Annotated in this window: 20 protein-coding genes; 13 read left to right on the forward strand and 7 right to left on the reverse strand. The window is 72.4% G+C overall.

Annotated features, from left to right (window positions below):
* The first annotated feature begins 141 nt into the window (after positions 1 to 141).
* Positions 142 to 903, forward strand: coding sequence for a hypothetical protein (locus tag ACZ5Y0_RS21775; protein WP_469130336.1), 762 nt, complete (start codon positions 142 to 144; stop codon positions 901 to 903).
* Positions 904 to 1,034: 131 nt separating this feature from the next.
* On the forward strand, positions 1,035 to 2,603 hold the full coding sequence (locus tag ACZ5Y0_RS21780) for an alpha/beta fold hydrolase (RefSeq protein ID WP_469130337.1): 1,569 nt from the start codon (positions 1,035 to 1,037) through the stop codon (positions 2,601 to 2,603).
* 114 nt (positions 2,604 to 2,717) lie between these two features.
* Here the strand turns inward: ACZ5Y0_RS21780 and ACZ5Y0_RS21785 are convergent, their stop codons facing one another.
* The 5 genes from ACZ5Y0_RS21785 to pcaDC all read right to left on the reverse strand — a co-directional run bounded on the left by ACZ5Y0_RS21785 (position 2,718) and on the right by pcaDC (position 7,032).
* The gene (locus ACZ5Y0_RS21785; RefSeq protein ID WP_469130338.1) at positions 2,718 to 3,461 is read right to left on the reverse strand and encodes an amino acid ABC transporter ATP-binding protein; all 744 of its coding nucleotides are present in this window, start codon (positions 3,459 to 3,461) and stop codon (positions 2,718 to 2,720) included.
* A 143-nt stretch (positions 3,462 to 3,604) separates the two neighbouring features.
* On the reverse strand, positions 3,605 to 4,027 hold the full coding sequence (locus ACZ5Y0_RS21790) for a DUF6278 family protein (protein ID WP_469130339.1): 423 nt from the start codon (positions 4,025 to 4,027) through the stop codon (positions 3,605 to 3,607).
* 181 nt (positions 4,028 to 4,208) lie between these two features.
* On the reverse strand, positions 4,209 to 4,988 hold the full coding sequence (locus ACZ5Y0_RS21795) for an exodeoxyribonuclease III (RefSeq protein WP_469130340.1): 780 nt from the start codon (positions 4,986 to 4,988) through the stop codon (positions 4,209 to 4,211).
* Positions 4,989 to 5,027: 39 nt separating this feature from the next.
* Positions 5,028 to 5,663, reverse strand: a complete 636-nt coding sequence (locus ACZ5Y0_RS21800; RefSeq protein WP_469130370.1) for an MBL fold metallo-hydrolase — start codon at positions 5,661 to 5,663, stop codon at positions 5,028 to 5,030.
* A gap of 67 nt (positions 5,664 to 5,730) precedes the next feature.
* Complete coding sequence (gene pcaDC, locus ACZ5Y0_RS21805; protein WP_469130341.1) at positions 5,731 to 7,032, reverse strand: bifunctional 3-oxoadipate enol-lactonase/4-carboxymuconolactone decarboxylase PcaDC; 1,302 nt, start codon at positions 7,030 to 7,032, stop codon at positions 5,731 to 5,733.
* Positions 7,033 to 7,365: 333 nt separating this feature from the next.
* Between pcaDC and ACZ5Y0_RS21810 the strand changes: the two genes are divergently transcribed.
* The 11 genes from ACZ5Y0_RS21810 (at position 7,366) to ACZ5Y0_RS21860 (ending at position 21,713) form a co-directional block, all read left to right on the forward strand.
* Positions 7,366 to 7,902 (forward strand): GNAT family N-acetyltransferase, encoded by a 537-nt coding sequence (locus tag ACZ5Y0_RS21810; RefSeq protein WP_469130342.1) that lies wholly within the window; start codon positions 7,366 to 7,368, stop codon positions 7,900 to 7,902.
* Between the two features lie 82 nt (positions 7,903 to 7,984).
* A complete protein-coding gene (locus tag ACZ5Y0_RS21815; protein WP_469130343.1) occupies positions 7,985 to 9,493 on the forward strand; it encodes an ABC transporter substrate-binding protein in 1,509 nt (502 codons plus the stop codon).
* Between the two features lie 89 nt (positions 9,494 to 9,582).
* Complete coding sequence (locus tag ACZ5Y0_RS21820) at positions 9,583 to 11,403, forward strand: ABC transporter permease subunit (RefSeq protein ID WP_469130371.1); 1,821 nt, start codon at positions 9,583 to 9,585, stop codon at positions 11,401 to 11,403.
* Positions 11,400 to 12,755 (forward strand): MDR family MFS transporter, encoded by a 1,356-nt coding sequence (locus ACZ5Y0_RS21825; RefSeq protein ID WP_469130344.1) that lies wholly within the window; start codon positions 11,400 to 11,402, stop codon positions 12,753 to 12,755. The genes ACZ5Y0_RS21820 and ACZ5Y0_RS21825 overlap by 4 nt, the downstream gene beginning before the upstream one ends.
* 694 nt (positions 12,756 to 13,449) lie before the next feature.
* Positions 13,450 to 14,022 (forward strand): GNAT family N-acetyltransferase, encoded by a 573-nt coding sequence (locus tag ACZ5Y0_RS21830; protein ID WP_469130345.1) that lies wholly within the window; start codon positions 13,450 to 13,452, stop codon positions 14,020 to 14,022.
* A gap of 225 nt (positions 14,023 to 14,247) precedes the next feature.
* Entirely contained in the window at positions 14,248 to 15,837 is a 1,590-nt protein-coding gene (locus ACZ5Y0_RS21835; RefSeq protein WP_469130346.1) for an ABC transporter substrate-binding protein, read from the forward strand.
* A gap of 26 nt (positions 15,838 to 15,863) precedes the next feature.
* Positions 15,864 to 16,832, forward strand: a complete 969-nt coding sequence (locus ACZ5Y0_RS21840) for an ABC transporter permease (protein WP_469130372.1) — start codon at positions 15,864 to 15,866, stop codon at positions 16,830 to 16,832.
* Positions 16,833 to 16,837: 5 nt separating this feature from the next.
* Positions 16,838 to 17,734, forward strand: a complete 897-nt coding sequence (locus tag ACZ5Y0_RS21845) for an ABC transporter permease (RefSeq protein WP_469130347.1) — start codon at positions 16,838 to 16,840, stop codon at positions 17,732 to 17,734.
* A 74-nt stretch (positions 17,735 to 17,808) separates the two neighbouring features.
* Positions 17,809 to 18,720 (forward strand): ABC transporter ATP-binding protein, encoded by a 912-nt coding sequence (locus tag ACZ5Y0_RS21850; RefSeq protein WP_469130373.1) that lies wholly within the window; start codon positions 17,809 to 17,811, stop codon positions 18,718 to 18,720.
* On the forward strand, positions 18,713 to 19,384 hold the full coding sequence (locus ACZ5Y0_RS21855) for an ABC transporter ATP-binding protein (RefSeq protein WP_469130348.1): 672 nt from the start codon (positions 18,713 to 18,715) through the stop codon (positions 19,382 to 19,384). Before ACZ5Y0_RS21850 ends, ACZ5Y0_RS21855 begins: the two co-directional genes overlap by 8 nt.
* 643 nt (positions 19,385 to 20,027) lie before the next feature.
* Positions 20,028 to 21,713: a ribonuclease J gene (locus tag ACZ5Y0_RS21860; protein WP_469130349.1), complete on the forward strand. Its 1,686-nt coding sequence runs from the start codon at positions 20,028 to 20,030 to the stop codon at positions 21,711 to 21,713.
* 477 nt (positions 21,714 to 22,190) lie between these two features.
* Here ACZ5Y0_RS21860 and ACZ5Y0_RS21865 read toward each other — a convergent pair whose 3' ends face one another.
* Both ACZ5Y0_RS21865 and ACZ5Y0_RS21870 read right to left on the reverse strand, forming a co-directional pair.
* On the reverse strand, positions 22,191 to 22,478 hold the full coding sequence (locus ACZ5Y0_RS21865) for an STAS domain-containing protein (RefSeq protein WP_469130350.1): 288 nt from the start codon (positions 22,476 to 22,478) through the stop codon (positions 22,191 to 22,193).
* A complete protein-coding gene (locus ACZ5Y0_RS21870) occupies positions 22,478 to 26,641 on the reverse strand; it encodes a SpoIIE family protein phosphatase (RefSeq protein WP_469130351.1) in 4,164 nt (1,387 codons plus the stop codon). Before ACZ5Y0_RS21870 ends, ACZ5Y0_RS21865 begins: the two co-directional genes overlap by 1 nt.
* Positions 26,642 to 26,708: the final 67 nt, after the last annotated feature.

Below are 26,708 nucleotides of genomic sequence, written 5' to 3' on the forward strand. Positions count from 1 at the left end.
GTACCTCCAGTCCGGGAACGTCCGCGCAGCGTAACCACAACACCCGCCCCCCGACAGCCCCCTTCCGGGGCGTGTCGTACGACTGGCATACATCGAACACGGGTACGTTCCGGCCATGGGACCCCACTACTGTGCACGCCCATGAATGACGACGTGCGCAACCTCGTGCTGGGTGTGGTCGCGGCCGGCATCAGTGCCGCGCTGGGCTGGGTGGCCCGCACCTACCTCTGGCGGCGGAGGCTACGGCGCAAGCAGGCCTTCTTCGGACTGCCGGACAACTCGGAGTGCCTGCTCGTCGTCAACCGGGACCCGGCGACCTCGGAACCGGCGGTCCACCGCTTCGACGTCTTCGCGCTCCTGGAGCTGTCCGCGCTGATCAAGGACTGCGGCGCCAACATCCAGGTGGTCACCCAGGACACGGCCCAGCAGGGGTTCGGCGAGCGCACCGAGTTCTGCGTCGGCGGTCCCGCCTCCAGCCGGCGGATGACGGCGCACATGTCGGCGATGCTGCCCGGCGTGCGGGTCGACGTCGATGCCGAACCGGGCCCGGACCGGGGCGCGTTCCAGATCGGCGCCGAGCGCCACCGCCTGGAGGCGGGCGTCACCGAGTACGTACTGCTCGCCCGGCTCACCGCCGCCCAACGCCGAGAGGCGCGGCCGGTGTTCCTGTTCTGCGGGCAGCGCGCGATCACCAACCAGGCCGCCACCCGCTATCTGGCCCGCAACCACGAGCGCCTGTACCGCAAGTACGGGAACAACTCCTTCGTGCTGCTGCTGAAGGTCGTCAACTCCCATGCGTACGGCCCGGACGTGGTGGAACTGGTCGCCGACGTGACGCGGGCGGCCCAGGCGCCGCTGCCCGCGCAGGCCGGCTCCACCCGCACCTCGCACCGTGCGTCCTGAGTCCGCGCACACCGCCTGCCGCTCCCGCTCGACGATCGTTACTGGCACGTAACTCACGGGCGGGTTACTCGCGGTCGAGGCGAGAGGTTACCGTCGGGTCACTTTGCACTGACAACGAGTGAGGAGTGACCGTGGGACACCACCGCACGGGCCTGCGCACGACCGCCGTGGGCGCCGTCTCCGCGGCCCTTCTCGCCGGTGGCCTCCTCGGCCTCGCCCCCGCCGCGCAGGCCGCCACGAGCAGCATCCGTTTCGTCGACATCCGGGGCGCCGACGGCACCGTCCTCAAGGCGAACGTGGTCGCACCCGTGGGAGCCGACGCCACCGACGGCCACCCGCTGGTCGTGCTCCCCACGAGCTGGGCCTTCCCCCAGGGCGAGTACCTCGCCCAGGCCCACAGGCTCGCCGAGTCGGGCTACGTCGTGCTCACGTACAACGTGCGCGGCTTCTGGCAGTCCGGCGGCGAGATAGAGGTGGCGGGCCCGGCCGATGTGGCCGACGCGTCCGCGGTGGTCGACTGGGCGCTCGCGCACACCGCCGCCGACCCCCGCCACATCGGCATCGGCGGCGTCTCCTACGGCGCCGGTATCAGCCTGCTCGCCGCCGCCCACGACCCGCGCATCAAGGCGGTCGCTGCACTCAGCGGCTGGGCGGACCTGACCGGCTCGATCTACTCCGGCCGCACCGAACACGTCCAGGCGGCCGCCCTTCTGGACGCCACGGGCACCGTCACCGGCCGCCACAGCGCCGAGACCCGCCGGGCCTTCGACGACTTCTACTCCGCCGACCTGTCCAAGGAACAGGATTTGATCGCCTGGGGGGAGAAACGTTCTCCGGCGACCTTTCTGAACCGGCTCAACGCGAACGGCGCGGCGGTGATGCTCGCCAACACCTGGGGCGACAGCGTGTTTCCGCCCAACCAGTACGCCGACTTCTACGAGAAGCTGACCGGCCCGAAGCGGCTGCTGTTCCGGCCCGGCGACCACGCGACGGCCGAACTCACCGGCCTGTTCGGGCTGCCCAACGACGTGTGGTCCGACACGGTGCGCTGGTTCGACCACCACCTCAGGGGCGTGGACAACGGCGTCGACCGCGAACAGCCGGTGCGGCTCAGGTCCCGTTCCACAGGGGGTTACGAGGGTTATCCGGACTGGAAGTCGGTTGCCGCCACCACCCGCAAGGTGAACCTCGCGGGCCCGACCACCATCCGTGCGAACGTCGACTCGGGAGCGAACGGCGGGATCGTCTTCCTGTCGAGCGTCCTCGACCAGATCGCCCGGCTCCCCCCGGTGGCCTCGATCCCCCTGCTCCCCCGCCGCTGGGCCGCCGTATGGCAGTCGGAGAGGTACACCGAGGTCCAACGGGTGCGCGGCACGGCGAGGTTGCACACCACCGTGACACCGACCGCGGAGAGCGGCACCCTCGTCGCCCACCTCTACGACGTGGGGACGCTCGGCTTGGGCAAGCTGGTCACCACCGCGCCCCACACCTTTCACGGGCGCGCGCCGGGAAGGCCGTTCGGCGTCGACCTGGAGCTGTTCTCCACGGCCTACGACGTCCCGGCAGGGCACCGGCTGGCTGTGGTCGTCGACACGGTCGACCCGCTCTACATCGAGCACAACCCGACCGGCGCGCGGCTGACCTTCTCCTCGCCGGCGAACGACCCGTCATACGTGTCGATCCCGCTGCGCGAACAGTGATCTCCGGCCGCCGCCGGGCGGGTATGGCTCCTGTGAACTGCTGCCCCTGTGGCCCAGATGAACGGCCCATCCTAGACGAGGTCCGCTCAGAGGCAATGGCTGGCATGCACCGGACTAGTGCTTGAGGATCTTGGAGAGGAAATCCTTGGCCCGGTCGCTGCGCGGATCGGTGAAGAACTCGTCGGGGCTGCGGTCCTCGACGATGCGGCCGTCGGCCATGAACACCACGCGGTTGGCGGCCGAGCGCGCGAAGCCCATCTCGTGGGTGACGACGATCATGGTCATGCCGTCCCGGGCGAGCTGCCGCATGACCTCCAGCACTTCGTTGATCATCTCCGGGTCCAGGGCGGAGGTCGGCTCGTCGAACAGCATCACCTTGGGCTCCATGGCGAGGGCCCGGGCGATGGCGACGCGCTGCTGCTGGCCGCCGGAGAGCTGCGCGGGGTACTTGTCGGCCTGGTCGGCCACGCCCACCCGGTCGAGCAGGGCACGCGCCTTCTCCTCGGCCTCGGCCTTGTCCGTTCGGCGGACCTTCACCTGGCCCAGCATCACGTTCTGGAGGACGGTCTTGTGCGCGAAGAGGTTGAACGACTGGAACACCATGCCGACATCGGCGCGCAGCCGGGCCAGTTCCTTGCCCTCCTCCGGCAGCGGCCTGCCGTCCAGCAGGATGGTGCCGGAGCCGATGGGTTCCAGCCGGTTGATCGCCCGGCAGAGCGTCGACTTGCCCGACCCCGAAGGGCCGATGACCACGACCACCTCCCCCCTGGCGACCGTGAGGTCGATGTCCTGGAGGACATGCAGCTCCCCGAAGTACTTGTTGACGTCACGCAGCTCGATCAACGGATCGACGGCCATGCGCAGCCCTACTCACTCTCGGCTGTCCCGTGCTGCCGCAAACTATCCAGGTGGAACCGGCCTGAAGTGGCGACACGCACCCGTTGTGCATTAGCCGTATTTACTCCCATACCGGACCCGCCCTCGGCCTTTGGGCCTCGGTCTCAGACCTCCGCCACCTCGCCGTAGTGCTGAGACAGCTCCGGAACGCCGTTCACGGCCCACTCCTGCCCGGCCGTCACCACGTCGAACTCCCGGCCCGACGCGAGGCGCACGACGGGCTGGCCGCCGGGCCAGACCTCCCAGGCGGCACCGGGGACGGTGCGCACGACGACCGTGCCGAGGTAGAGGCCGGCATCGTTGCCCAGCCACGGCAGGATCTCCTCGTCGTCGCGCCAGCGCGGCAGCAACTGGTCGAGTGCTTCCAGAGAGGCCGGTGTGTCGTCGAGCCGGATGCCCTCCCGCTCCGCCAGGGTGCGCAGCAGCTCGCACTCGGACAGCAGTTCGGCGACCCCTTCGGGGTCCGCGGCGGTCAGCGTCGCCTCGGCGTGCTTCTTGCGCCTGCTGCCCAGGAAAGGGATGTTCATAAGCCCAGCGTGACATTCACACCGGCGCGCGCACCACAGGCGCGCGGGCGGCCGGCCTCCCCTCCCCCGCCGTTCGCGGCGCATCGACCGGCAGGCGACGGCTTCGCCACCGTCCCGGTGTCCGGACCACCGTCACCGCGTGCGGAAGACGGGATCGGACGGACAGGAGCGGTCCTCGGGCCTACACGTCGAGGTCGACGACGACCGGGGCGTGATCCGAGGCACCCTTGCCCTTGCGCTCCTCGCGGTCGACGTAGGCGTCCTTCACCGCCTTGGCGAAGGGCGCGTTCCCGTAGACCAGGTCGATGCGCATGCCGCGGTTCTTGGGGAAGCAGAGCTGACGGTAGTCCCAGTACGTGAAGGGCTGCTCGTACTTCAGGGGGCGCGGGACGATGTCGGAGAGCCCCACCCCGCGCAGGGAGGCGAGGGCGGCGCGCTCGGCGGGGGTGACATGGGTGAGGCCCTCGAAGGCGGCCACGTCGTGGACGTCGTCGTCGGTCGGCGCCACGTTGTAGTCGCCCAGCACGGCGAAGGGGCGGCTGCCCGCGGCGTCACCGGCGACGGCGGCCTCGAGGGCCTCGAACCACTGGAGCTTGTAGGCGTAGTGCGGGTGGTCGACCTCGCGGCCGTTCGGCACGTAGACCGACCAGACGCGGACGGGGCCGCAGGTCGCGGAGATCGCGCGGGGCTCGGGGGCACCGTCGAACCCGGGATCGCCGGGCAGGCCCTTGACCACGTCCTCGATACCGACTCGGGAGATCACCGCCACGCCGTTCCACCGTCCGGTGGCGTGGACCGCCGCCTCGTAGCCCAGCTCGCGCAGCTGGTCGAACGGGAACTGCGCCTCCGCGACCTTGGCCTCCTGGAGGCAGAGCACGTCGGTGCCGCTGCTCTCCAGCCAGGCCAGGAGCCTCGGCAGGCGGGCGGTGATCGAGTTCACGTTCCAGGTCGCGATGCGCATGACCGACAACCTACCCGGAGGGTCCGACAACACCCACGCTCAGATCTGGGCCCACGCCCCCGAGGCCAGCCGTTGGTGGTCCGCACCGCCCAGATTGCCCAGGTGGGTGTCGTAGATCGGGCGGGCGAGGTCGGTGAGGAGGGCGTCGTGGATGTCGTAGACCCGCCGCGGCTTCACCTCCCTGACGTACTCGATGACCTCGGCGATCTTGTTCCAGGGGGCCTGGACCGGGGCGAGGAGGGTCTCCACCGGGTGGTCGGGCACGGTGAGGGCGTCCCCGGGGTGGAAGACGCGGCCGCCGTCGACGAGGAAGCCGATGTTGGTGACACGCGGCAGGTCCGGGTGGATCACGGCGTGCAGTTCGCCGTGGACCTGGACGTCGAAGCCCGCCGCGGTGAACGCGTCGCCGTGTCCGACGGTGTGGACGCGGCCCGGGAAGGCACTCGCGATCTTCTCCGCGACCACCCCGAGGGTCCAGATCTCGGTGGCCGGGTCGGCCTCGAGGGCGGCCCGCAGCCGCTCCTCACTGAAGTGGTCGGGGTGCTCGTGCGTGACGAGGATCGCGTCCGCGCCGAGCGCGGCGTCCGCCTCGGTGAACGCGCCCGGGTCGAGGACGAGGGTGCGGCCGTCCTTCTCCAGGCGGACACAGGCGTGCGACTTCTTCGTGAGCTTCATGGCAGTCATGGGCGTCTCGGGGGTCGGGGGCGTCATGGACCCATCCTGCCTCCGCCGGGCACGCGGCTCACCCGGGGGGCGTGGTCTCCTCCCGGATGATGTGCTGCGCCACCCGGAACGCGCTGTTCGCCGCCGGTACGCCGCAGTAGACCGCCGCCTGGAGCAGCACCTCCTTGATCTCGTCCGGGGTGAGACCGTTGCGCAGTGCGGCGCGGGTGTGGAAAGCCAGGTCGTCGAGGTGCCCGCCGGCCACCAGCGCGGTGAGCGTGACGCAGGAGCGCGAGCGCCGGTCGAGGCCGGGGCGGTCCCAGATCTCGCCCCAGGCATAACGGGTGACCAGTTCCTGGAAGTCGCCCGAGAAGTCGTCGGCCTGCGCCAGCGCCCAGTCCACATGGGCGTCCCCGAGGACCTCGCGGCGCACCTTCAGCCCGGCGTCGTACGGGTCGGGGCGGCCCACGGCCTGCGGCGGCGCGGCCGCCGGAGCGGGCGCGATCTCGGCGATCGGCCCCGCCTGCGGGGGCACTGTCCGCACCGGCCTGAGGGAGACGCCGGGGACGGCGGTCTGGCCCGTGCTGTGTTCGTGGGCGGGCTGCCAGGCCGTGGAGAAGTGGCGGACCAGGAGGTCGGTGACGGCGGCGGGCTGCTCGACCGGCACCAGGTGGGAGGCGCCGGGGACGACGGCGAGGCGGGCGTCCGGGATGCCCGCGACCAGCGTGCGGGCCTCGGCCGGGCCGGTGACCTGGTCGTCCGAGCCGACGAGGACGAGCGTCGGCACACCGACCATGCCGAGTTCGGCCCGCACGTCGAACGAGGCGAGTGCCTCGCAGGACGCGATGTAGCAGCCGGGGTCGGTGGTGCGCACCATCTGCACGGCCCACTCGGTGATCGCGGGCTGGGCGGCGGCGAAGCCGCTGGTGAACCAGCGGTCGGGCGAGGTGCGGGCGATGGGGTCGAGGCCGTTCGTGCGGACGATGACGCCCCTCTGCCGGAACTCGTCCGCCGTGCCGAACCGCGGCGAGGCCGCGATCAGCGCGAGCGAGGCGACCCGTTCGGGGTGACGCAGCGCCAGTTCCGCACCGACAGCGCCACCGAGCGCGCAGCCCGCGTAGCCGAAGCGCTGCACGCCGAGCGCGTCGAGCGTGGCGAGAAGCCGCTCGGCGAGGTCGCTCACGGAGCCCGCCGGATAGGCCGGGGCCCCGCCGTGACCGGGCAGGTCGAACCGGAAGACCCGCCACTGCTGGGCCAGTTCGGGAACCTGCCGGTCCCACATGTGCCATGTGGTGCCCAGGGAAGGACCCAGGATCAGGACAGGTGCGTCTTCTGGCCCGTCAAAGCGGTGTTGCAGGGTGTTCGGTGGTGTCTCGCTCACCCGTCAGACCCTCTCATCTCTCGCGGAAGCCCCTGTGGCGGGGGCCTGCGTGCAGGCGGACCACATCGTGCCACGAGGCCGCAACGGCACAGCTCGCGACGGCTGAGCGCGGCGCTCGGCGCCGGGCGACGGTGGCGCCACGACCAGCCGTCAGGTCGGCGAGGCCTTTCGGGCCCCGCGACGAAGCGGGCAAGGGCACGGAGCGCGCTCGCGGTCGCGCGCCGGGACCGGCGTCCGCCACACGGCCGGCGGCGACGACGTCTCCGCCTCGCCCTGGTCTGCGATCAGGCCGCGGTCACGAGACGACAATCTGTTGTTGCCTATGATGCGCAAATGCGCGACTACAGCATCAGGGAAGCCACGACGGCGGATCTCGGCGGGGCGCGGGGCGTGATGCTCGACACCGTGTACCGCGACTTCGGCACCGGGTACGTGCCGCACTGGCACGCCGACATCATCGATCCGGCAACGTTCTATCTCGTACCGCCGCGGCACACCCTGCTCGTCGCGGTCGACGAGCGGGACGGGACGGTGGCGGCCACGGCCGCGCTCGACGCGCGGGGGCCCGCGCATCCGCCGAACCCGCGTCGGCTGGCCGAGCGGTATCCCTCCGGTGAGACCGCGCAGTTGCGACGGGTGTACGTCCGCCCCGAGCACCGGCGCCGCGGACTGGCCCGGCAACTGGTGGCAGGACTGCTGGACTTCGCGAAGGCGGACGGCGGCTACCAGGCCGTGTACCTCCACACGTACCCGCGCTCACCCGGCGCGATGGGCCTGTGGCAGACCCTGGGCAAGGAGGTCTGCGACGAGCGGGAGGAAGTGCCCGGCGGCGGGAGTGGCGTCGTCCACTTCGAGATCCCACTTGTTTAAATGAAAATGACATTCATATACTTCACATCCGGTGTCAGACCTGGAGACCGCACACAGAACCAGACCACGAACGACGAGGACCATGAGAAACCCCCGCCGTCGGCTCACAGCCGGCCTGCTGCTCACCCCGCTGCTCTCGGGCTGCTTCGCCTCCTCCGGCGACAACTCGTCGTCCTCGGGCTCCACCGGATCCGCCGACGGCGGGCGCCTGCGTGTCGCTCTCGCCTTCGCTCCGACCGAGAACTACTCCCCGTACGGGTATGACGCCTTCGCCCTGTCCCGGCTGGGCGTCGCCGAGGGGCTGACGAAGCTGGACGCCAACGGCACCGCGGCCCCCGCGCTCGCCGAGTCGTGGAGCAACGAGAACGGCGGCAAGAGCTGGGTGTTCACCCTGCGGGACGCAACGTTCCAGGACGGCGAGGCCGTCACCGCGAAGGCCGTCGCCGCCGCCCTCACCGCCGCCGGCGAGGCCGACCCCGCCCCCTCCGCGATCTCCGGCGTGCGGCTGACGGCCGAACCCGTGGGCGAGAACCGGGTGCGCGTGAGCACCGGCGAGGCCGACCCCGTCCTGCCGCTGCGGCTGTCCAACCCGTCCCTCTCGGTGTTCTCCCCGAAGGCGTACGGGAAGAAGGGCACCGTGAACACGGTCGGCACCGCCACCGGTCCGTTCGAACTCACCAGGACCACCGGCGACACGGCGGCCACGCTGGACCGGTTCGACGACTACTGGGGCGGACGCGCCCAGGCATCCGGGATCGACGCGAAGTTCGTCTCCGACGGCACCGCCCGCGCCAACGCCCTGCGCACCGGCGACGTCGACATCGCCGAGGCCCTCCCCGTCGCCCAACTCGCCTCCCTGGGCAAGGAGACCGTCAAGGAGGTCGACACCGCCCGCAACCTCAGCCTGCACCTCAACACCAAGTCCGGCGCCTTCACCGACGCGGGACTGCGGGCCGCCGCGCGCGAGGCCGTCGACACCTCCGTCATCGCCGAGGACGTGTACGAGGGATACGCCGAACCGGCCAAGGGCCTCTACGGCCCCGCCCTCACCTGGGCGTCGGGCAAGCGCGTCGAGCCGACCGGCCGGGCCGAGGCCACCGACCCCGACGGCGAGAGCATCACCATCGCCACCTACAACGACCGGCCCGAACTGCCGGAGGCCGCCCAGGTGCTCCAGCAGCGGCTTCAGAAGGCCGGCTTCACGGTGAAGTTGGAGGTGCGTACGTACGCGCGCCTCGAAAGCGACCTGCTGGCCGGGAAGTTCGACGCCGCCGTCGCCTCCCGCAACATGATGACGGACACGGGCGACCCGGTCTCCGTCCTCGCCAGCGACTACACGTGCGAAGGCTCCTTCAACCTGTCGCTCCTGTGCGACGAGAACATCGACAAGCTCGTCGCCGCCGCCCAGGCCGAGTCCGACACGGTCGAGCGGCAGGTCGCCGCGATGAGGGCGGAGGCCGCCGTTCTCGGCACCGACGCCGTTGTTCCGCTGGTGCATCTGAAGGTCGCGACGGGCATCGGCACGTCCGTGCAAGGCGCACTGCTCGACCCGTACGAGCGCACCTTCGCGGGTACGGGGACTCGGCGCTGAACAGCTCGGACGAACCCTTGACCAAGGGCACCGTCGCCGTCCTGCGCGCCGTCGCGCGGGGCGGCGGCCTCACGCTGCTGTGGCGGGCCGTGCTCACGGCCGCCCTGGTGTGCGGCATCGGCCTGCTGCCGTGGCTGTCCCGGACCGACCCCGCGGTGACCGTCCTCAAGGCCCGCTCGGCCGAGCGTGACCCGACACCCGAGACGCTGCGGGCCGTCCGGGACCAGATCGGCCTGGACGACGGCCCGCTGCCGCTGCTCGGGAAGTGGCTCGGCGGGCTGCTGCACGGGGACGTGGGCACGTCGTGGATCTCCGGCACCGAGGTGCTGCCCGCCACCGCGCAGGCCCTCGGCGTCTCCCTGCTGCTGATGGCCGGGGCCCTGGCGGTCGCCGTAGCCACGGCCGCGGCGGTGTGCGCCCGCACCCTGTGGCTCGGCTCGCGGCGCCGTCTCGGCGACCGCACGCCGGGCGGCACCGCGACGGCCGTCCTGGCCGCGCTGCCCGAGTTCCTTCTCGCGTCCGTGCTGGCCTCGGTGATCGGGGTGCAGCTGGGCTGGCTACCGGCGCTCGGCTGGTACGGGCCGCAGTGGACCGTACTGCCCTGTCTCGCCCTCGGGCTGCCCGCCGGGGCGGTGCTGGGGCGGATGCTGGACGATGTGCTGCCCGGCGCGTTCGCCGAACCGTGGGCGCTGGCCGCCGCCGCACGCGGCCTTCCGCCGAGGACCGTGGCCCGGCAGGCGCTGCGACGGTGTGTGCCCGGACTCCTGCCCAACGCGGGCTTGTTCGTGGTCGGCCTGACCGGCGGTTCGGTCGCCGTCGAGCAGATCTTCGACATCCCGGGCCTCGGCCGGCTCACACTGCGCGCCGCCCTCGCCCAGGACCTGCCCGTCCTACAGACCGGCACGCTCGCCCTCGTGCTCCTCGCGGCGGCCGCCGGGGTCCTCGCCCGGCTCGCGACGCGGTGGCTGATCGGGCCCGCCCTGCGGGACGGCGCCCTGCACTCCCTGCACCGGCCCACCCCGCCGGCGCCCCGGATCCTCCCCCTGCTCCACGGGTCGCTGCTTCTCGCGGTCGTCGGCCTCGGTCTGCCCCGCGACCCGCTCGCCCTGAACACCGGAGCCAGACTCCAGGCCCCGTCCGCCGCGCACCCCTTCGGCACCGACGCGCTCGGCCGCGACCTGCTGGCCCGCATCGCGCACGGGGCGCTGAACACCCTCGCCGTCGCCCTCGCCGTGAGTGTGGCCGCACTCGTGGCCGGGGTACTGCTGGGACTGCTGCACCGCCTGTCCGCCCCGCTCGTCGAGACCGTCACCGCCGTACCCGCCGTGCTGGCCGGCCTCCTCGTCACCGGAATCGCGGGCAGCAGCCCGTGGACCCCGGCGTTGGCCGTGGGCCTCGTCGCCTGGTCCCCGCTGGCCACCCACACCTCAGCCCTGCTCCGACAGGAGCGCGCCACCACCCACCTGACCGCCACCCGAGCCCTCGGCGCCGGCCGCTGGTACCTGCTCCGGCACGAACTGCTGCCCGCCGTCCTGCCACCGGTCACCCGGCACGCCCTGGTCCGGCTGCCCGGCGTCGCCCTGTCCCTGGCCGCGCTCGGCTTCCTCGGACTGGGTGCCCAGCCGCCCTCCCCCGAGTGGGGTCTGCTGCTCGCCGAGAACCAGCCGTACGCCGAACGCGCCCCGTGGGCGGTCCTCTTCCCCGCCGCCGTGCTGGCCCTGCTCGGCGCTCTCGCGGTGACCGCCGCGGGCGGCGTACGGCCGCCCCGGCGACGGAAGCGGCCGGGGATCCCGTCCGGCACGCCCGACGAGGCCGAGAGGGCCGTGCCCGAACCGGAACGGCAGCCGACCCGCCCGTACGCCCTCCTGGCACCCGTCCCCGTGCCCACCTCACCCACACGGACCCCATGACCGATCCTCGCATCTCCCGCGCCCCGGCCCAGCGAACCGGCCGTACGCCCAAGGACGGAACACCCCGAGGGCCCAAGGACGGAACATCCCCGAGCCGGACGCCCAAGGCCCCGCCCGAGCGGGCCCGGAGACTCTGGAAGGACCTGTCACCGCTGCTGCGGCTGCTGATCGGGACCCAGCTCGCCTTCAACATCGGCTTCTACGCCGTCCTGCCGTTCCTCGCCGAGCACCTCGGCACCGCGATCGGCATGGCGGGCTGGCTGGTCGGCTTCGTCCTCGGCCTGCGCACCTTCAGTCAGCAGGGCCTGTTCGTGGTCGGCGGCTGGCTCGTCGACCGGTACGGGGTGCGCCCAGTCGTCCTGGCCGGCTGCGCGCTGCGGATCGCCGGGTTCGCCTGGCTGGGGTACGCGCAGGCGGCGCCGGCCGTGACCGGCGCCGTACTGGTGATCGGCTTCGCGGCCGCGCTGTTCTCCCCGGCCGTGGAGTCCGAGGTCGCCCGGCAGGCGGTGGCCTGGGAGGAGGAGGGCAACGGCCCGCGTACCCGAGTCCTGGCCATGTTCACCGTGGCCGGTCAGGCCGGCGCCTTCGTCGGCCCGCTCCTCGGCGCGCTGCTGCTCGCCGTGGACTTCCGCACCGCCTGCCTTGCCGGGGCCGCGGTCTTCGTCCTCATCCTCGCCGGACACGCGCGGCTGATGCCGCAGCACATCCCCGGCCGGGTCCGCACCAGGGAGCGGGGCGGGATGCTCGCGCTGCTGCGCAACCGCCGCTTCCTCGCCCTGTGCTGCGCCTACGGCAGCTACCTGCTCGCCTACAACCAGCTCTACCTCGCCCTGCCGGACGAGGTGCAGCGCGCCGCGGGCTCCCAGGCGCCCCTGTCCTGGCTGTTCGCCCTCTCCTCCCTGCTGGTCGTCTTCGCCCAGCTCCCGGTCACCCGCTGGGCGGGCGACCGGCTCGACCTGCGTCACTCCATGACCGCCGGGCTGCTGCTCATCGCCGCCGGATTCGCGGTCGTGGCCGTGGCCCGCCCGGCCGACCGGACCGGCGCCTCGGGCCTGCTGCCCGCCGCGTGCTTCGTCGTCCTGCTCACCCTCGGGCAGATGCTGGTGGTCCCCGCCGCCCGCGCGTGGGTGCCCGACCTCGCCGAGGAGGGCCGGATCGGCCTCTACATCGGCGCGCTGTCCTCCGTCTCCGGCCTGATCGTCCTCGTCGGCAGCGCGGCCACGGGGTCCCTGCTCGACCTCGGTCTCCCGGCCGCCGTTCCCTGGCTCGTCCTCGCCGCTGTCCCGGCCCTGGCGGTGGCCCTGGTGCCGCGCCACCGGGAACGCACGGGGGGTGCGGACGCGGTGCGTTGACGATCCTTCGGGTGGACCTGGGCGGACGCCGCCTCCCGGAGACCGGGAATCCGCCGGTGAGGGCGGCTCGTGCCCGCGACCCGCGCCTTCATGGAAGGGCTGCGCCGGCGCGCCGGCCGACGACGTCCTCCGCGGCCCGTCCTGTAACGGGGTTCTGAACGCACAGGCGCCGGACCGGCTCCCCTGAGGACCTGCCGCGGCGTCCGGGCCGGAGTGAGATCGAGCTGACACGGGCAGAAGGCTGTCGCCCGACAACTCGTCAGCCCCGGGTACACAACACCTCCCTCTTGTTGCACACTTATTGCAACAGCCAGTGGAATGCAGAGAAGGGTGGTCGCGTGAGGTCTCCGATCGTGCTCGGCGCCGAGCCGTCCTGCGACGGGACCGGCGCAGGGCGGAGCGCGGGCGGCCGGCTGCCCGGCCACGCGAGGGCGTCGAGCGGGGACCGGCACTCCCGCCACGGCGGCGTGGCTCCCGAGAGCGCCGCCCGCGCGCACCTGCACGCCGTACGGCCGGTGACCGGGCGGGCACCGGACGGGGCCGGGCCACGGCTGTACGCGGAAGACGGCGCGGTGATCGCGGCCGTCGGGAACGTCCTCGTCCGGACCGGGGCCGAAGCCGCGCCACCGGATCCGTCGACCGGCCGGTCGGCGCCTCTTCCCCCGGCGTCGGCAACCACGGCGCGGCCGGCCTCATGCTGACGGACATCCGCCTCTTCACGGGCGAGGACCTGCTCACGCACGCCACCGCGCTGCGGTCCGTGTATGCCGACGCCTTCTGTGCCCCGCCCTGGAACGAGGACGAGCAGCAGGCGGTCGAGTTCGTGGGCCGCCTCGCCGGAGACGTGCACCGGCCGGGCTTCACCGCCGCGCTCGCCCTGACGGGATCGGACGTGGCCGGCTTCGCCACGGCCTGGACCACCTGCACCCCCTTCCCCACGGACCGCCGCTACCCCCGGGCCGCCGCGGGCCTCGGCCCCGAGCGCACTCGGCAGTGGCTGTGCGGCGCGCGCGAGATCGACGAACTGGCCGTCCGTCCCGCCACCAAGGGCACCGGCCTGGCCGCCGCGCTGCTTCAGGCCGTCACCGCCGACGCCCCGGAAGGCCGTAGCTGGCTGCTCACCTCGGTCCGGGCACCCCGGGCCGTCGCCTTCTACCGCGGCCAGGGCTGGACCCAGGTCACCCACCCCTCCCCGCGGGGCGACGGGGTCGCCGTCTTCCTCGGTCCGCGCCATCCGGCCCGTACGGCTGCCGCCCTGCCCCTGTGAACATCCCCGCACGCCGCTTGCGCACCGGCCGGACGTCGGGCCGTTCCCCGGCGAGACAGATCCACCCGGCAGGGCCCCCTGATCGCGACGGCCCTGCCGGTGCGCCACAGCCGCGCGGCAAGCCCGCCGACCGCCGCGGCGGACCGATGCGCCATGCGCCTGGGTGATCCTCCCGACGCACATGACATGCGACAACGATTCACGAGCAACAGGGGTGTGAGGTTCATGACGACCCGTCGAATACGAAGTGCCGCCGTGGTGGCGGCGGTTGTGGTGTCCGGTGGCACCGCCTGCTCCGCACCCGGTGACGCCGGGAGCGACGGCGGGGCCGCCGACTCCGTCGTGATCGGCGTGGCCTCCGAGCCGGACACCCTCAGCCCACTGCTCGGCTACGGCAAGGACGGCAACTCCAAGATCTTCGACGGCCTGCTCGCCCGTGACGCCGACCTGGGACTCAGACCCGCCCTCGCCGAAGCGCTCCCCGCCGTCGGCGGCGGCGGGCTCACCTACACGTACACCCTGCGCGACGGCGTGAAGTTCAGCGACGGCGAGCCGCTGACGGCCGACGACGTGGTCTTCACCTACCGGACCGTCCTCGACGAGAAGACCAACAACGCCTCCCGCAGCGAGCTGGACGCCGTCAAGGAGGTCCGGGCGAGCGGTGACGACAAGGTCGTCTTCACGCTGAAGTACCCCTACGCGCCGTTCGCCGGGCGCACGGTGCTGCCCATCGTCCCCGAGCACATGGCCGGCGGGCAGGACCCCAACACCGGCTCGTTCAACACGCAGCCGGTCGGCACCGGCCCTTACGTCCTCTCCGCGTGGAGCAAGGGCGAGAAGCTCACCTTCAAGGCCAACCCGCACTACTGGGGCGGCACACCGAAGGTGAAGACGCTCACCATGGCCGTCATCGCGGACGACGACGTGCGCGCCACCCGGCTGCGCTCGGGCGACCTGGACGGCGCGGTCCTCCCGCCCAACCTCGCCGCCACCTTCGACAACGACCACGACATGACGACGTACGACGCCGAGTCCTACGACTTCCGCGCCGTCACCCTTCCCACCGCGAACGAGGTCACCGGAGACCGTGCCGTGCGGCAGGCGCTCGACGCCGCCGTGGACCGCGAGACCATGGTCGACAAGATCCTCGACGGCGCGGGCCGACCGGCGTACGGGCCGCTGCCCGTCGGCGAACCCTGGTTCACGAAGGGCATGGAGCGCGACCAGGACCTCGGCAAGGCCAGGCGGATCCTCGACCAGGCGGGATGGGAGGCCGGCGAGGACGGCATCCGCGCCAGAGCCGGTCAGCGGGCGGCGTTCACCCTGCTCTACCCCTCGGGCGACAAGGTCCGCCAGGACCACGCCCTCGCCTACGCCTCCGACGCCATGAAGGCCGGCATCGACGTGACGGTGGAGAGCGCGACCTGGGAGGTCATCGAGCCACGGATGAGGAACGACGCGGTCCTCGCGGGCTTCGGCAGCACCGGCGACCCCGACTTCGGCCTCTACACCCTGCTGCACTCCTCCCTCGCCGGCGACGGCTTCAACAACATGGCCCGCTACGACAACCCGACCGTGGACAAGGCACTCGACACCGGCCGCCGCAGCTCCGACCCGGCGACCCGAAAGACCGCCTACGACACGCTCCAGCGTGCCCTCGTGGAGGACCCCGGCTACACGTTCCTCACCCACATCGACCACCTCTACGTGCTCGCCGACCACTGGGACGGGCTGACCACACAGCTCGAGCCGCACGAGCACGGCTTCGCCAGCGGCCCCTGGTGGAACATCGAGGACTGGCGGCCGAAGAAGTGACCGTCACCTCCCTGCCCTGGGGAGCGATGGCACGCCTGGCGGGACGGCGGTTGCTGTTCGCCGTTCCCGTCCTCCTCGTCGTCACCTTCGGCGTCTTCGCCATCGCCGCCGCCTCCCCCTTCGACCCCGTCAAGGCGTACGCGGGCACGGCCGCCCTCGGCGCCGACCAGGAGACCCTGGACCGGCTACGGGACAACCTCGGCGCGGACGAGCCCTTCACCGCCCGCTGGTGGGAGTGGCTGACCTCCGCTCTCGGCGGCGACCTGGGCCAGTCCGGCGTGCTGCGGCAGCCGGTGGCGCAGGTGATCGGCGAACGCCTGGTGTGGTCCTCGCTGTTGTGCGCGGTCGCCTTCGTCGCAGCGGTGCTGACCGGCACCCTGCTGGGGGTGGTGGCCGCCCGCCGCCCCGGCTCGTGGCTCGACCGGGCCGTCAGCTCGCTCGCCTACACCCTGGAGGCGGCACCGGTCTTCTGGATCGCCCTACTGGCCATCTGGCTGTTCGCCCTCCGCCTGGACGTCCTCCCGGCGGGCGGCCTCACCGACACCGCCAGCGAGCAGGTCACCCCGGGGCAGGTCGCGAGCCACCTCGTCCTGCCCGCCGGCGTGCTCGCCGTCTCCCAGATCCCCTGGTTCACCCTGTACGTACGGCAGGGGGTCGGCGACGCCCTGGCGGAGGACCCCGTTCGCGGCGCACGCGCACGGGGCCTCAGCGAACGAACCGTCCTGCTCGGACACGCCCTGCGCTCCGGTCTCCTGCCGGTCCTCACTCTGATCGGCTCCCGCATCCCCGAACTCATCACCGGCGCGCTGCTGGTGGAGAGCGTCTTCAGCTGGCCCGGCATCGCGGCGGCCACCGTCGAAGCGGCCACCGCCGTCGACTTCCCGCTGCTCGCCGCCCTCACCACGCTGGCCACCGCCGCCGTCCTCATCGGCAACCTGGCCGCCGACCTGCTCTACGGACTGTTCGACCCGAGGGTGAAGCTCAGTGAAATGTGACTCCCATGGCTGAGGCCACCGTCGATACCGAGAAGCCGTCCGGGACCGCATGGCGCTCCCCCGGCACGAACCGCCGCTCCACCCGCACCCTGCGGGTGCGAACCTCGGCCGCGCTGGTGACCGTGGTCGCCCTCGCCGTCCTCGTCGTCCCCCCGCTGGCCCAACTCGACCAGCAGGCCGTCGACCTGTCCGCCAAGCTCCTGCCGCCCTCCTGGGCACACCCCTTCGGCACCGACGACGTCGGCCGGGACCTGCTGCTGCGCTGCGTCTACGGCCTGCGGGTCTCCCTGCTCGTCGGCATGGCCGCCGCGCTCACCGCGACCGTGATCGGCACGGCCGTAGGTGCCACCGCCGGCGCCCTGGGCGGCTGGGCCGACCGCGCCCTCATGCGGGTCGTCGACACCGTCTCCTCGGTACCCCACCTGCTGCTCGGCATCTTCGTCGTCGCGATGTTCCGGCCGGGCGTGTGGCCGGTGGTGGTCTCGGTCGCGCTCACCCATTGGCTGTCCACCGCCCGGATCGTCCGCGCCGAGGTCCTCTCCCTGCGTTCCCTCCCGTACATCGACGCCGCCGTCTCCGGCGGCGCCTCGCGGTGGCGGATCGCGGTACGGCACCTGCTGCCCGGCGTGCTGCCCCAGGCGGCGCTCGCCGCCGTGCTGATGGTGCCGCACGCCATGTGGCACGAATCGGCCCTGTCCTTCCTCGGCCTGGGCCTGCCCACCCACACGGCGAGCCTCGGCACCCTCATCCAGAGCGCGCGGGGCTCGCTGCTCGCCGGCCAGTGGTGGCCCACCCTGTTCCCCGGCCTCTTCATCATCGTCCCCACCCTCGCCATCGCCGGACTCGCCGGAGCCTGGCGGGAACGGATCAACCCGCGCCGCCGATCGGAGCTGATGCTGTGACCGGGCAAGCACCCCACCGACCGACCACGCGGCCTCCCGTGCTGTCGGTGCGCGGGCTGTCGGTGCGCTTCCTGATGCCCGGCGGACGCCGCATCGCCGCCGTCACCGACGCACGCTTCGACGTGGCACCCGGCGAGTGCCTCGCCCTGATCGGCGAGAGCGGCTGCGGCAAGTCCGTCCTCGCCTCAGCCCTCCTGGGCCTGCTCCCCGCCAACGCCCAGACCGCCGGCGAGGCCCGCCTCGGCGACCTCGACCTGCTCACCGCCGACGAACGCACCCTCGCCCGCACCGTACGGGGCCGCCGGATCGGCCTCATCCCGCAGAGCCCTGCCGCACACCTGACGCCCGTCCGCACCATCCGCTCCCAACTGGAGGAAACCGTCGCAGCGCTGACCGGCGTACGGGGCCGCAAGGCCGTGCGTACCGCCGCCGAAGCCTCCGCCGAACGCACGGCGTTCCCCGGGGACCACCTCGACCGCCATCCGCACGAGCTCTCCGGCGGCCTCGCCCAGCGCGCCGCGACGGCCCTCGCCCTCGTCGGCGACGCCCCTCTCCTGCTGGCCGACGAACCGACCACCGGACTCGACCGCGACCTGGTGGAGCACACGGTGGACGAACTACGGCGCCACATCGACGACGCCGACCGGGCCCTGCTGATGATCACCCACGACCTGTCCGCGGCGGAGCGCATCGCCGACCGCGTGGCAGTCATGTACGCGGGCCGCATCGTCGAAGTCACCGACGCGGCCGCCTTCTTCGGCGCGCCCGGCCCCCGCCATCCCTACAGCCACGGCCTCCTCCAGGCCCTCCCCGACCGTTCCTTCGCCCCCATCCCCGGCATGCCCCCCGAACTCGGCGACCTCCCCGACGGCTGCGCCTTCGCGCCCCGCTGCGACCGTGCCACCGACACCTGCGCCGCACTGCCTCGCCTGGCCGACACGGTCGCCTGCCACCACCCGCACGTACCGGAGGACGCCCGTGCTTGAACTGCGTGCCATCACCGCCGGATACGACAGACACACCCCCGTGGTGCGCGGCGCTTCCCTGGAGGTCGCGCTGGGTGAAGCCGTCGGCCTGCTCGGCCCCAGCGGCTGCGGCAAGTCCACGCTCGCCCGCGTCGCCGCTCTCCTGCACCGCCCCGACTCGGGAACCGTCCTCCTCGACGGCACGCCGGTACGCCGTTGGCGCCATCGCGCCCCGCGTGAACTCCGCACCGCCTTCGGCGTCGTCTTCCAGCAGCCCAGACTCTCCGCGGATCCCCGGCTACGGCTCACCGACCTGATCGCCGAACCACTGCGCGCCACCGGCCGCCGCGACGCACCTTCCGAGCGGGTGACCGAACTCGCCGCGACGGTCGGCCTGACCCCGGACCTCATCGTCCGGCGCCCGCACGAGGTCAGCGACGGCCAACTCCAGCGCGCCTGCCTGGCCCGAGCCCTCATCCTGCGACCGCGCTGGCTGATCTGCGACGAGATGACCGCCATGCTCGACGCCTCCACCACCGCCGCGTTGGTCACGGTGGTCGAGGACTACCGCCGGAGCACCGGCGCCGGCCTGCTCGCCGTCGGCCACGACCGCACCCTCCTGCACCGCTGGTGCGACCGCACGATCCACTGGGAGACGCTCCGCTCGGAACCGTCCCCCGCCTGACGGTGAGGGCCCGCCCGGGCGAGTGCCCCCGAACAGGAGTGGGGCACGAACCAGGGACCGGCCTTCTCCTGATCCAGGCCACCACGCGGTGCTACGGCCCGTGGCGGCGGCCTTCACCCGCCGATCCTCTCCGACCGCGGCCGGGTCGGCGCCGCGCGGGCGCCGGCGGTCGGCAACGGGCTGGAAGTGGCCGTGGCGATCCCGGGCGGCCATGAGGGAGGACCGCGGTACCCGGCGGCGGTGGAGGCGGCCGCGTACCTCGCGGTGGCGGAACCGTTGACCAGCATGGCCGGGCACAGCGGCGGACGCCGGGCCCCGTTTCGTCTCTCGCGCCTGACTGCCCGGCTGCGGACGGTCTTCCGGGACGAGGACACCGGCGGCGTGACGAGCAGGCGGCTCCGGCCTGCCGGGCATCCGCCGCCGCGTCGCCGTCCTCGACGGCGCATTCACAGTGACCAGCCCGGCCGGGAGCCCGGCCCCGAGCGGCTTCCCACGGACGGTGGTGCCGCCCGCACTCCCGTCCCGGCCGCCGGCGTCAGCCGATCGCTCCGGGGGCAGCCGGCGCCGATGCCCCGCTCCGTGGGGAAGGCAGATCACACAGGCAATGGATCAACCCCTCCCACTCTCCGGGTAACGTCAAGGTATGAGTCATCCGCACCCCGAACTGAAAGCCGCGCCGCCTCTTCCTGAGGGAGGGCTGCGGGTCATCGCCCTGGGCGGCCTGGGCGAGATCGGCCGCAACATGACCGTCTTCGAGCACGCGGGCAAGCTGCTCATCGTCGACTGCGGCGTGCTGTTCCCCGAGGAGAACCAGCCCGGCGTGGACGTGATCCTGCCGGACTTCACCTCGATCCGGGACCGGCTGGACGACATCGTGGCCGTGGTGCTGACCCACGGACACGAGGACCACATCGGCGGTGTGCCCTACCTGCTGCGCGAGCGCTCGGACATTCCCGTGGTCGGCTCCAAGCTGACGCTGGCGTTCCTGGAGGCAAAGCTCAAGGAACACGGCATCCGGCCGCGCACGGTGCGGGTGCGGGAGGGCGACCGGCGCGGCTTCGGGCCCTTCGACTGCGAGTTCGTTGCGGTCAACCACTCCATCCCGGACAGCCTCGCGGTCGCGATCCGCACCAGGGCCGGGATGGTGCTGCACACCGGCGACTTCAAGATGGACCAGTTCCCCCTCGACGACCGCATCACCGACCTGCGCGCCTTCGCCCGGCTCGGCGAGGAGGGTGTGGACCTGTTCCTCACCGACTCCACCAATGCCGAGGTGCCCGGCTTCACCACGTCCGAGCGTGAGCTGAACCCGGCGATCGAGCAGGTGATGCGCACCGCGCCGCGGCGGGTCATCGTCTCCAGCTTCGCCAGCCATGTGCACCGCATCCAGCAGGTCCTGGACGCCGCCCACCAGCACGGCCGCAAGGTCGCCTTCGTCGGCCGGTCGATGGTGCGCAACATGGGCATCGCCCGTGACCTCGGTTATCTGAAGGTCCCCTCCGGTCTGGTCGTGAGCACGAAGGAGCTGGAGAAGCTCCCGGATCACAAGATCACTCTGGTCTGCACCGGCTCCCAGGGCGAACCGATGGCCGCGCTGTCACGCATGGCCAACCGCGACCACATGATCCGCATCGGCAAGGGCGACACCGTCCTGCTCGCCAGCTCCCTCATCCCCGGCAACGAGAACGCCATCTACCGGGTGATCAACGGACTCACCCGGTGGGGCGCCCACGTGGTCCACAAGGGCAACGCCAAGGTGCACGTCTCCGGGCACGCCAGCGCCGGCGAACTCGTCTACTGCTACAACGTCGTCAAGCCCCGCAACGTCATGCCCGTGCACGGCGAATGGCGCCACCTGCGGGCCAACGCCGACCTCGCCATCCGTACCGGCGTCGACCCCGACCGGGTCGTCATCGCCGAGGACGGCGTCGTCGTCGACCTCGTCGACGGGCGCGCGTCCATCACCGGCAAGGTTCCCGCCGGCAACGTCTACGTGGACGGCATGGAAGTCGGCGGTGCCACCGAAGCGTCCCTCAAGGACCGCCTCACCCTCGCGGAGGAAGGCGTCGTCACGGTGGTGGCGATCGTCGACGCGGACACCGGCGCCCTCGCCGAGGCCCCCGACTTCCTGGCTCGCGGCTTCGTCCACGACGACACCACCTTCGAGCCGGTCGTCCCGGTCATCGAGAAGACCCTGGCCACCGCGGCCGAGGAAGGCGTCGGGGACGCGCGTCAACTCGAACAGCTCATCGCCCGCGCCGTGGCGAACTGGGCGTTCCGCACGCACCGCCGCAAGCCGCTCATCATCCCCGTCATCATCGACGCCTGAGCCACAGCCCGGCGGCACGGCCCTCGGTGTTCCGGTCGCGGCCGGGCGTCGAGGCCGGGCACGGGGGTCGGCAGCCGCCCGGACGCGTCCTCGGGCGGCGGGCCCCGGAACACCCCCGTTCGGCAGGACCTTCGACGAGCGCCGCGGCGGGCGGGGGCTCGCCTGCCGGACGGCGAAGGCCGGGGTCCGCGGTGCGGGCGCCACGGATCATGCGCGGTTCGGCTGGTCCTGCTTCCGTCCGCCGGCCCGGGCACGGAACGCGACACGAGCGGCATACGGGGCCGTCCGGACGGAGGACGGCCCCGCCGACCCGGCCTCGCACCGGGTCGGCGGCCGTGGGATGCCCGCCGGAAAGAGTTCGTTCACTCCGGCGTCGGCGAGCGTGCGCCCGGTCGGTGGGCGGTGCTCACCGGTGCGGACGGGTCGGCACGCCGACCACGGCGAGCGAACCGCCCGATCGGTGCACGAGGGGCTCTGCTACAGACCGTGGACGGTGGTGAGGTCGGTGAGTCCCGAGATCGTCAGCACGGGGGCGAGCAGGGGAGTGGCCACGAGTTCGACGCGGTCGGCGCGGAAGAACAGCACGTTGAGACCGGCGCTGTCCAGGTATTCGACGCCGGTGAGGTCGAGGACGACCGGGCCGTGCACGGTGTCCAGGGCCTCGGCCAGGGCGTCGGTGTTCGTCATGTCGATCTCGCCGACAGCCGTCAGCAGCGCCGTGCCGTCGGGCCGCCGGCCGGGGGTCAGGGTGAGCGGAGTGGTCATCACGCGATCCTCGTGTGCATGTCGACGGTGGTCCCGGCGGCGCCGGAGGTGACGGTGACCTGGTGCATCAGCGCTTTCATCAGGGTCATGCCGCGGCCGCGGTGAGCGTTGGCCTCGGGTTGCGGGGTCTTCCACCGACCGGTGTCGGCGACGGTCAGGCGTACGTCGTCGACATACGCCTCGGCGCGCAGCCGGACAGGGTCGCCGGGCGCGTGGCGGTGACCGTGTTCGATGGCGTTGGCGCAGGCTTCACCGACAGCGACCAGGACGTTCTGCGCCGTCTGCGGGGGCAGCTGACACCGTTCCAGCCAGGTGCGCAGCGCCTTGCGGACCGGCGCGAGCTGCGACGACTCGGCAGGGAAGGTCATCTCCAGCGGCGCGGGGTGCCGGTACAGCAACAGGGCGACGTCGTCGTCGTAGCCGTTCTCGGGAGCCAGGCGGGTCATCACGTGGGTCGCGAGATCGTCGACGGCGGCTTCCCTGCCGTCCTGGACGGCTTCACCGGCCTGGTCGATGCCCTCGCTCAGCGGGCGTCGACGGCGCTCGACGAGGCCGTCGGTGTACAGCAGCAGGGTGGCGCGGGCGGGGATGGTGCACTCTCCCTCGGGGCGCGGTCTGCCGGGGCGCACCGCCAGCGGGAGGGACCGCCCGTCCTCCAGGAGGTGGGTGGTGCCGTCGCGGTACGCGAGAATGCCCGGCGGGTGGCCGGCGCTGGAGTAGGTCAGACGGCCGGTCTCCGGGTCGAGGACACCGCAGAACACGGTGGTGCACAGGGCGCCGGGAACGCCGGCGGCGAAGTGGTCCAGGGCCATCAGGGTCTGGGCGGGGCTGGCGTCCTGGAGGAGCAGGGCACGGCAGGCGCTGCGCAACTGTCCCATGACGGTGGCCGCTTCCAGTCCCCTGCCGACGCAGTCTCCCACCACGATGCCGATCCGCCCGTCGGGCAGGGCGACGGTGTCGTACCAGTCACCGCCCACTTCCAGGGGCTGGGTGGCCGGTTCGTAGCGGACGGCGAAGCCGTCGGGCAGGTGGGAGGGGCCCAGGATGGCCCGCTGAAGGGCGATGGCGGTCTCACGCTGCTGGTCGATCTGGTGGACACGGACCAGGCCCTGGGCCAGGTGCCCCGCCAGCAGCGACAACAGCAGTCTGTCCTCGTCGGTGAAGGGCCGGTTCTGGCCCAGGTCCACCCACAGCACCATCGGGCCGTCGGGGTGTTCCACGGTGATGCCCGCACCGGTGTGGTCGGTGACCGGAGTCAGCAGGGGCCGCTCGCGGAGCGCGACCAGTGCCTCGCGCCGGTCGGCGGGCAACTCCTGCCAGTGCGGTGCGGCGTCCGTGGCGGTCAGTACCGGCTCCGCCCGATGGCCGAAGACGACGGCCAGGACCTGCCGGGCCCGCCACAGTTCCTTCAGTTCGCTCAGGGCACCGGTCAGCGCCTCGGGCAGACTCGTGGCCTGGGAGACCCGCAGGCTCAGCGCCGCGAGGGCGCTGTCGCGCTGGACGGCGTAGTGCTCGGCGGTGACGTCACGGAAGGTGCCCACGATCACGCGCTGCCCGGTGTCGGGGTCCTGTACCTGGTTGAAGGCGGCATCGATCCACAGCCGATGCCCGTCGCGGTGGGTGACGGGAACGGTGTAGCGACCGTGCCCCTCCCCCATCAGACCGGTGAACGCCTCGTGGGTCTGGCGGTGAGCGTCCGGGTCGCTGTCGGCGTCCGGCCACCACGGGTGGATCGGCGCGTAGGGCAGCTCCTCGGGGCCGTAACCCAGGATGCCGGTGAACGCCGCGTTGATCTCGACGACCGCGCCGCCCTCGTCGCAGACGAAGAACGCCTCTTGCAGCGAGTCGACCAGCGCGGTGCGCCAGCGGGCGTGATGGGTGCGCAGGCGGGACAGTTCCACGTTGGCCCGCACCCGCGCCAGCAGTTCGGCCGCCGCGAACGGCTTGACGAGATAGTCGTCGGCACCGGCCTGAAGGCCCTCGATGGAGGCCTCCTGACCGGCTCGGGCGGAGAGCAGCAGCACGGGCACGGCCGCGGTACGCGAATCCGCGCGAAGCTCCCGCACCAGGGACAGTCCGTCGAGCTCGGGCATCATGACGTCGCTGACCACGAGATCCGGGGCGTCGGCGCGGACGGCTCGCAGGGCTTGGCGACCGTCGACGACCGCTTGCACGTGATATCCGGCGCCGCGCAGGATGCGGGTGAGGTACTCGCGCATGTCGGCGTTGTCGTCGGCGATCAACACCCGAGCCGGTACGACGGGTCCGGAGGTGTAGGGCACTGCGCCGTCGGACGTCGGCACCATGGGCATGTCCGGCCCGGACGTGCCGGTGGGCAGCCAGCGCAGTGCCTCCAGGACGTACGGCTCGGCCGTGGCCGAGACCGCCCCGGCGGACGGGGCCGACGTGAGGGCGTCGGCGGGCAGGTGCCCGGAGCCGAAGGGCAGCCGGATGGTGAAGCGGGTGCCCCGGCCCACGGCGCTGTCGGCGTTGATCGTGCCGCCGTGCAGGCCTACCAGCTCCTTGACCAGGGCGAGGCCGATGCCGCTGCCCTCGTTGGAGCGGGAGCGGGCCGTCTCGATGCGGTGGAAGCGTTCGAAGAGCCTCGGCATCTCCGTCGCGGGCACCCCTATGCCGGTGTCGGCGACCGTGACCACCGCGTGGTCGCCCTCGGCTCGGACCGCGACGCGGAGGGAACCCTCGAAGGTGAACTTCAGCGCGTTGCTGAGCAGGTTGAGGACCACCTTCTCCCACATGCCCCGGTCGATGTACACCGGCTCGTCCAGCGCGGGGCAGTCGACCTCGAAGGCGAGTCCGGCCTTGTCCACGGCCGAGCGGAAGACACTGGCCAGCTCCGCCGTGACCGCCGACAGGTCCACCGGCTCGTACCTGGCCTGCATCCGCCCGGCTTCGATGCGGGAGAAGTCCAGCAGACTGTTGACGAGTTTGCCCAGTCGGAGACCGTTGCGGTGGATGGCCTCCAGCTCCTCGCGCACCCGGGGGTCGGCGCCGTCGAACCGCGCGCGGAGCTCTTCCACCGGCCCCATGATCAGCGTGAGCGGGGTGCGGAACTCGTGGCTGATGTTCGAGAAGAACGTGGTCTTCGCCCGGTCCAGCTCCGCCAGCTCCTCGGCCCGCCGCTGCTGGGCCTGGTAGCTGCGCGCGCTGGCGATCCCGGCGGCGATGTGTCCGGCGACCAGCTCGACGAAACCGCGGTAGCCCGCGCCCAGGGGGCGGTACCGGTTCAGGCCGGCCACCAGGAACCCGTAGGGCGCGCTCCCCTGTTGCAGCATGGGCACGACCAGGGCCCGGGTGGGCGGCTCCGGCCACTCCCCGGCGGGCAGCGCGGTGAACGGGGCGCCGTCGAGGGTCAGGACCGCGGACTCTCCCCGGGCCGGCGCGGCGGTCGGCCACGGGGCGTCCTCGGCGTTCGCCGGCAGGGTGTCGGGCGCCGCCGGGTGTCCGGCGGACAGCCCGGTGGACGCCGCCAGTCGCGCGGTGCCGTCCGGCTGGAAGAGGTACGTCAGGGTGAACGGCAGGTCACGCGGATTGCGGCCGAGCTGCTGACCGGCGAAGGCGAGCATCTCCTCCTCGGTCCGTACGACGCTGGGGTCCGACCCGAGGTCACGAAGCGTCGCCATCCGCCGTTCGCCGATGACCCGCTCGGTCTCCTCGCTGACCACGCACAGCATCCCGACCACCGCCCCGCAGTCGTCCCGCAGCGGGCTGTAGGAGAAGGTGTGGTAGCTCTCCTCGGGATACCCCGACCTCTCGAGGAACAGCAGCAGCGCCTCGTCCCAGGTGGCGTCGCCGGTGGCCAGTACGGCGTCGATGCGCGGGCCGATGTCGTCCCAGATCTCCGTCCACACCTGGCTCGCGGGGCGGCCCAGGGCCCAGGGGTACTTCTGGCCCAGGGTGTCCCGGCGGTAGGCCGCGTTGCAGAAGAACGTCAGGTCGGTCCCCCATGCCATCCACATGGGAAAGCGTGACGAGAGCAGGATGCTGACGGCGGTCCGCAAACTCTGCGGCCAGCCGTCCGGCGGCCCGAGCGGGGTCGCGGACCAGTCCACCGCCGCGAGGTCCCCGCCGACCTCCGCGTCGGCGGCGAACACATCGGCCGCACCGGCCGACGGCCGGTGCTCGGCATCCGCAGAACGCCCCACAGGTGACCCCTTCGTCCACACTGTCCAACCCTGGCCACCGCGGGACCGCGGCATGGCCGACCCTCGT

It is taken from the genome of Streptomyces sp. NPDC033216 (assembly GCF_055577115.1).